This window comes from Streptomyces sp. BE303 (genome assembly GCF_036290945.1).
GTDB lineage: Bacteria > Actinomycetota > Actinomycetes > Streptomycetales > Streptomycetaceae > Kitasatospora.
Window position 1 is genome coordinate 135,639 of sequence record NZ_JAQYWZ010000420.1, and the last position, 6,272, is coordinate 141,910.

The 6,272-nt window shown below is 70.8% G+C and carries 7 protein-coding genes and 1 pseudogene; 1 reads left to right on the forward strand and 7 read right to left on the reverse strand.

Features of this window, described 5'->3' with window-relative positions; translation table 11 throughout:
• Nucleotides 1–73: 73 nt before the first annotated feature.
• From rsmG to rpmH, 6 genes are all read right to left on the reverse strand, one after another.
• The gene (rsmG, locus tag PUR56_RS08070; RefSeq protein ID WP_329884808.1) at nt 74–916 is read right to left on the reverse strand and encodes a 16S rRNA (guanine(527)-N(7))-methyltransferase RsmG; all 843 of its coding nucleotides are present in this window, start codon (nt 914–916) and stop codon (nt 74–76) included.
• 178 nt (nt 917–1,094) lie between these two features.
• A complete protein-coding gene (locus PUR56_RS08075) occupies nt 1,095–1,625 on the reverse strand; it encodes a Jag family protein (protein WP_329884807.1) in 531 nt (176 codons plus the stop codon).
• A gap of 85 nt (nt 1,626–1,710) precedes the next feature.
• Complete coding sequence (yidC, locus tag PUR56_RS08080; RefSeq protein WP_329884806.1) at nt 1,711–2,859, reverse strand: membrane protein insertase YidC; 1,149 nt, start codon at nt 2,857–2,859, stop codon at nt 1,711–1,713.
• Nucleotides 2,856–3,227, reverse strand: a complete 372-nt coding sequence (gene yidD / locus PUR56_RS08085) for a membrane protein insertion efficiency factor YidD (protein ID WP_329884805.1) — start codon at nt 3,225–3,227, stop codon at nt 2,856–2,858. Before yidD ends, yidC begins: the two co-directional genes overlap by 4 nt.
• A complete protein-coding gene (gene rnpA / locus PUR56_RS08090; protein ID WP_329948389.1) occupies nt 3,224–3,652 on the reverse strand; it encodes a ribonuclease P protein component in 429 nt (142 codons plus the stop codon). The genes yidD and rnpA overlap by 4 nt, the downstream gene beginning before the upstream one ends.
• A gap of 18 nt (nt 3,653–3,670) precedes the next feature.
• Nucleotides 3,671–3,808, reverse strand: coding sequence for a 50S ribosomal protein L34 (gene rpmH / locus PUR56_RS08095; RefSeq protein ID WP_030392420.1), 138 nt, complete (start codon nt 3,806–3,808; stop codon nt 3,671–3,673).
• 441 nt (nt 3,809–4,249) lie between these two features.
• Between rpmH and dnaA the strand changes: the two genes are divergently transcribed.
• Complete coding sequence (dnaA, locus tag PUR56_RS08100; protein ID WP_329948390.1) at nt 4,250–6,136, forward strand: chromosomal replication initiator protein DnaA; 1,887 nt, start codon at nt 4,250–4,252, stop codon at nt 6,134–6,136.
• Here the strand turns inward: dnaA and PUR56_RS08105 are convergent.
• Nucleotides 6,133–6,272: pseudogene (locus PUR56_RS08105) on the reverse strand (IS481 family transposase); the annotation flags it as partial. The gene dnaA and the pseudogene PUR56_RS08105 sit on opposite strands and share 4 nt — an antisense overlap.

The following is a 6,272-nucleotide window of genomic DNA, read 5'->3' on the forward strand; positions in this document are numbered from 1 at the left end:
CCCGGCCGTCACCGGGAAGCCGAACGGGCGGGCGGCCGGTGGCCACCCGCCCGTGTCGAGCGTCACTCCGGGGTCAGCGGCTCCGGCGCCGACCGCCCCGGGGCCGCTCACCGGTACGCGCCGCACCGGCGCCGGCACGGCCGGCCCTGGCCGCCGCCTTGGCCCGACGGGTCGCCGCCCGCACGCCACCGGGGCTCTCCCCCGCCTTGACCTGGACCACCCGGGTCGAGGTCTCCAGGGTGCCCTCACCGACCGAGATCACCGACCACTCGACCGCGCCCAGCTTGGCCAGGCCGGCCCGCGAGTCCGCCAGCTCCTGCTCGGCGCTGTCGCCCTTGAGCGCCAGCATCTGGCCGTGCGGGCGGAGCAGCGGCAGGCCCCAGCCCGCCAGCCGCTCCAGCGGAGCGACCGCCCGGGCGGTCACCACGTCCACCGCGAGCTTGCCGACCATCTCCTCGGCCCTGCCGCGCAGCACCGTGACGTTCTCCAGGCCCAGCTCACGGACGACCTCCTCCAGGAAGGTGGTCCGGCGCAGCAGCGGCTCCAGCAGCGTCACCGAGACGTCCGGACGGGCGAGCGCCACCGGGATGCCCGGCAGGCCGGCGCCGGAGCCGACGTCGCAGAGCGTCGTCCCGCCCGGCAGCAGCTCGGCGAGGACGGCGCAGTTCAGTACGTGGCGGTCCCAGAGCCGGGGCACCTCCCGCGGGCCGATCAGCCCACGGGTGACGCCCGCACTGGCCAGCAGCTCGGTGTAGCGGACCGCGGCGTCGTACCGCTCGCCGAAGACCTCCCGGGCCACGGCCGGCGGCGCGGGCGGCGCCGCGGGGGCCGGACGATCCCCGGCGGCCGTGCCCTCGGCACCCGGCACTCCGGCACCCGTCTCCGGCCCGCCGGCAGCCGCGCTCTCCGTGTCCATCTCGACCTCTCCGCTCCCCGGATCCACCGACCCGCTCTCCGCACACCGTTTCACGTGAAACATCTTTCGCCGGACCAACGCCCCGCGAAGGGACGACGACCCCGTCCGCGCACGGCGGACGGGGTCGAGTCCTCTGAAGCGTGCCGGCCGCCGAGGCAGCCGGTCGTCGACCTGCCGGTCAGACCGGCAGCACGACCACGCACCGCTGGGGCTCCTCGCCCTCGGACTCGCTGCGCAGACCTGCCGCGGCGACCGCGTCGTGGACGACCTTGCGCTCGAACGGCGTCATGGGACGCAGCTTGACCTGCTCCCCCGAGCCCTTCACCTGCTCCGCGGCCTTGGCCCCGAGCTCTGCCAGCTCCTCGCGCTTGCGGGCCCGGAACCCGGCGATGTCCAGCATCAGGCGGCTGCGCTCGCCGGTCTCCCGGTGGACGGCCAACCGGGTCAGCTCCTGCAGTGCCTCCAGCACCTCGCCGTCCTGGCCGACCAGACGCTGCAGGGAACGGTCGTTGCCTTCGCCGACGATGGAGACCAGGGCGCGATCGCCCTCGACGTCCATGTCGATGTCACCGTCGAGGTCGGCGATGTCGAGCAGACCCTCCAGGTAGTCCGCCGCGATGTCGCCCTCCTGCTCCAGCCGGGCGACGACGTTCTCGTCGGTGCTGGCGACGGCCTCGGCCTCGACGGCGGAGGTGGTGCCTTCCGTCACTGATGGACTCCTTCGGAGATGGGCCCGGGTGGTGGGCCGGTAACGAGGTTCGGGGGGCCACTGGAACAGGCCGGGGCCGGACGGGTCAGGACTTCTTCTTCGGCCGCTGCCCGCCGCCGCCGCGCTTCGGCTGCTGCCGGGCGGGGCCCGACCTGGCGCCGGCGGGCCGGGCCGCGGTCTGCTTGGCAGCGGCCGGCGGCGTGTCCGCCGGGGCGGCGTCCGAGGGCTCCTGCGCCGGCGTCTCCGCGGGGGCGTCCTTGGTGAGGCTGGTCGTCGGGGCACCGTGCTGGCGCTGCGACTTGGTCTGCTTCCGCGGCTGCTGGCGGCGTACCTGCACCGACTCCTCGACCACGGCGTCGGCGGTCGCGGCGGACTTCTTGGCCGGCAGGAGGCCCCACAGCGGACCGGTGATGACCGAGCCGTCCGGGTTCAGCCGGCCCGCCTTCTTGAGGCGGTCCTGGCGCTCGTCCCAGGCCTTGCTGCCCGGCGTCGGGTTGTTCCGGATGACGATCAGCTGCTGGCCCATCGACCAGACGTTGGTGGTCAGCCAGTAGACGAGCACACCGACGGGGAAGTTGATGCCCATCACGGCGAACATGATCGGGAAGACGTACATCAGCATCTTCTGCTGCTGCATGAACGGCGTCTTGACCGTGAGGTCCATGTTCTTCGTCATCAGCTGGCGCTGGGTGACGAACTGCGACAGCGACATCAGGATGATCATCACTGCGACGACGATCTTGACGCTGACCTCGGGGCTGCCCACGAAGGTGGCCGAGAGCGGGGCACCGAAGATGTGGGCCTGCTGGGCGCTGTCGAGCAGGGTGCCGTCGATGACCCCGATCGGCTTGCCGTCGGCGACCTTGGCGAGCACGCCGTAGAGCGCGGTGAAGAACGGCGCCTGCACGAGGATGGGAAGGCAGCTGGAGAACGGGTTGGTACCCGCCTCCTTGTACAGCTTCATCATCTCTTCGGACTGGCGCTGGCGGTCGTTCTTGTACCGCTCCTGGATGGCCTTCATCTTCGGCTGGATCGCCTGCATGGCCCGGGTCGCCTTGATCTGCTTCACGAAGAGCGGGATCAGGCAGATCCGGATGACGACCACCATCGAGGCGATGGCCAGACCCCAGGCCCAGCCACCGTTCGGATCGAAAACGTGGCTGTACAGCGAGTGGAACTGGACGATGATCCAGGACACCGCTGTGTACAGGGGGTTGAGGAAGGAGAAGGTCACCGGTCAGGCTCCTTGGACATTGGGATTGGCCCCACGGGGCCAATGGTCGCCGGGCCCTCTGGGTCCGGACCGGCGGGGGGCATGATCACCGGCTGGTCTGCGGCGGACCGGCTCTTCAGCAGGTCGCGCAACCGGCGGTGCCATACCGGGTGCCTGCGCGGCGGAACATGGTCGACCCCACCGGGCGTCCACGGATTGCAACGCAGGATGCGCCACGCGGTCAGGCCGCCGCCCTTCACCGCCCCGTGCACCTTCACGGCCTCGTAGCCGTAGTGCGAGCAGGAGGGGTAGTAGCGGCAGACCGGACCGAGCAGTGGGCTGATGGTCCACTGGTAGACCCTGATCAAACCCATCAGCAGGTACTTCATCGCCCTGCTCCCGTCGGCGCCGCAACGACGTGCTCGGCCTTGAGCAGCCGTTTGAGCGCCGCGTCCAGGTCGCGTTCGAGCTCCTGGTACGAGGCGGACGCGGCTTGGGGCAGCGCACGCACCACTATCAGGCTACCGGCGGGCAGCCGGGACAGACGATCACGCACAAGGTGGCGCAGCCGGCGCTTGACCAGGTTGCGGATGACCGCCGGGCCAACGGCCTTGCTCACGACGAAACCCGCACGCGCCGAAGGGGTCCCCTCGGCGACGTGCGGGTGGGAGTCGCTGGCCCGGTCGGTCCGGCCCCCCTGGGCGTCCTCTCTGGCGAGATGGACGACCAGTAGGGGCCTACCGGCCCGGCGACCGCGTTTGACTGCGGTCGCGAAGTCCTGGCGCCGCCGCAGCCGATTCTCGGAGGGCAGCACAACAGACTCTGGTGCGGATCAGGCGGACAGGCTGGTGCGGCCCTTGCCACGGCGGGCAGCCAGGATGGCGCGGCCGGCGCGGGTACGCATACGCAGCCGGAAGCCGTGGGTCTTGGCGCGACGACGGTTGTTCGGCTGGAAGGTGCGCTTGCTCACTCGGGGGCTCCTGAGGTGAATCGTAGGATGACGGGTAGATCGCTTGGCCGTCACCGTGCGTCCGCGTGATCTCCCCTGATTCGGAAATCCGGCCCATCACCCCAGTTCGGCTGGGGTTCTGGGCAATCCACGGCGCCCGTGCTGCGCGCCTTATGGAGCGGGTGGACCCGCGGACATGCGGCAGCGGCCATCGACAACTCGACCTGGTTACGGTACGCGGGACGGGGCACGAGGGTCAAACCAGCCGCTTGTCCGCGCCCCTCCCGGGGCGTCCGCCCCGCCCTTTGCCCACAGCCTGTGGACAACGACTTGATCCGGCTCTGTTCGCTGACTACCGTTGCAGGACTTGTCTGGTTTGTTCTTCGGTAACGGACCACGATCCACAGATCCTTGATCCACCACCCCTGCTGGAGCCGCGGGGAACCGAGAAAGCGTGCACCAGTGGCTGATGTCAACAGCGACCTCGTCCCTGTCTGGGCAAGGGTCGTCGAGCGGCTGGTCGGCGACCCGGACGTCGGGGAGATGGACAAGCAGTGGGTGCAGCGCACCCAACCGATGTGGATGATGCACGACACCGCCCTGCTGGCGACCCCCAACGAGCGGGCCAAGCAGGTGCTGGAGGGTCGGCTGCTCCCGCAGCTGACCGAGGCCCTCAGCCGCGAGCTCAGCCGTCCGGTCCGGATCGCCGTGATGGTCGACGCCAACGCCGTGGCCCCCTTCCCCGTGCCGGCCGAGCCGCCGGCCTCCGAGCCGTACCCCCCGCAGACCGGCGGCGCCGACTACGGACGGCCCGCGTACGAGCGCCCCTACGAGTCGGACCACGGCCGCGACCAGTACGGCCACGACCAGTACGGCGGCGGCTACCCCGAGCACCCGGCGCCCTCGTACGGCGGCGGGGCCGGGGGCGGGTACGGCGTGCCGTCCCGGCAGCAGGACTGGGACGAGGACCAGGGGCGCTCCGGCTACCCCGAGCCGTCCCCGGAGTACCGCGAGGACTACCGGGACGACTACCGCCAGGCGGAGTCCCAGCGCCCCTCGCCCCGCCCCGCCGTGCCCGGGCCGCCCTCGACCACGCAGGGCGACCTGTTCGGCGGCGCGTACGGCCCCGGCCCCGGCGAGCACCCGCGGACCGGCTCCGGCCGCCGCGCCCCCACGGGCCGGCCGCCCGGCGGACGCTCGGCGGAGAAGGCCCCGACCGACCGCGGCGCCGAGCGCGCCACCGACCGCCAGGCGGTGCCCGGGGTGCCGGCCCCGCCCGGCGGTCCCCCGGCCGGGGGCTCCCGCAAGGACGAGCCGGCCGCCCGGCTGAACCCCAAGTACCTCTTCGACACCTTCGTCATCGGCGCGAGCAACCGGTTCGCGCACGCGGCCGCGGTGGCCGTCGCCGAGGCTCCGGCCAAGGCGTACAACCCGCTCTTCATCTACGGCGAGTCCGGACTGGGCAAGACCCACCTGCTGCACGCCATCGGGCACTACTCCCGCAGCCTCTTCCCGGGCACCCGGGTGCGCTACGTGTCCTCGGAGGAGTTCACCAACGAGTTCATCAACTCGATCCGGGACGGCAAGGCGGACACCTTCCGCAAGCGGTACCGGGACATGGACATCCTGCTCGTGGACGACGTGCAGTTCCTGGCGAGCAAGGAGTCCACGCAGGAGGAGTTCTTCCACACCTTCAACACCCTGCACAACGCCAACAAGCAGATCGTCCTCTCCTCCGACCGGCCGCCCAAGTTGCTGACCACGCTGGAGGACCGGCTCCGCAACCGCTTCGAGTGGGGGCTGATCACCGACGTCACCCCGCCGGAGCTGGAGACCCGCATCGCGATCCTGCGCAAGAAGGCGATCCAGGAGCAACTGAACGCCCCCGCGGACGTGTTGGAGTTCATCGCGTCCCGGATCACCCGGAACATCCGGGAGTTGGAGGGCGCGTTGATCCGGGTCACCGCCTTCGCCAACCTCAACCGGGCGCCGGTCGACCTGGAGCTGGCCGGCATCGTCCTCAAGGACCTGATCCCGGGCGGCGACGAGGACGCGGGGCCGGAGATCACCGCGCAGGTCATCATGCAGCAGACCGCCGCCTACTTCGGGCTGGGTGTGGACGACCTCTGCGGATCCTCCCGCAGCCGCGTACTGGTGACGGCCCGTCAGATCGCGATGTACCTGTGCCGGGAGCTCACCGACCTCTCGCTGCCGAAGATCGGCGCGCAGTTCGGCGGTCGCGACCACACCACGGTGATGCACGCCGACCGCAAGATCCGGTCGCTGATGGCCGAGCGGCGCTCGATCTACAACCAGGTCACCGAACTCACCAACCGCATCAAGAGCTAGCTGTATTGACCCGCAGGATTGTTGACACGCGTGATCGGGGGTTGGCCTCCGAGTGCGGTGTGGCAGCGATGGTAGTTGTAGGCGTGCAGGAAGTCGGGGAGCGCTTCGGTTCGTTCCTGGTTGCTGGTGTAGGGGC

What these genes read in the sequence shown, in the direction of transcription:
- yidD (WP_329884805.1), bottom strand. Translation starts at nt 3,227, where the DNA reads ATGAAGTACCTGCTGATGGGTTTGATCAGGGTCTACCAGTGGACCATC.
- rsmG (WP_329884808.1), bottom strand. Translation starts at nt 916, where the DNA reads ATGGACACGGAGAGCGCGGCTGCCGGCGGGCCGGAGACGGGTGCCGGA.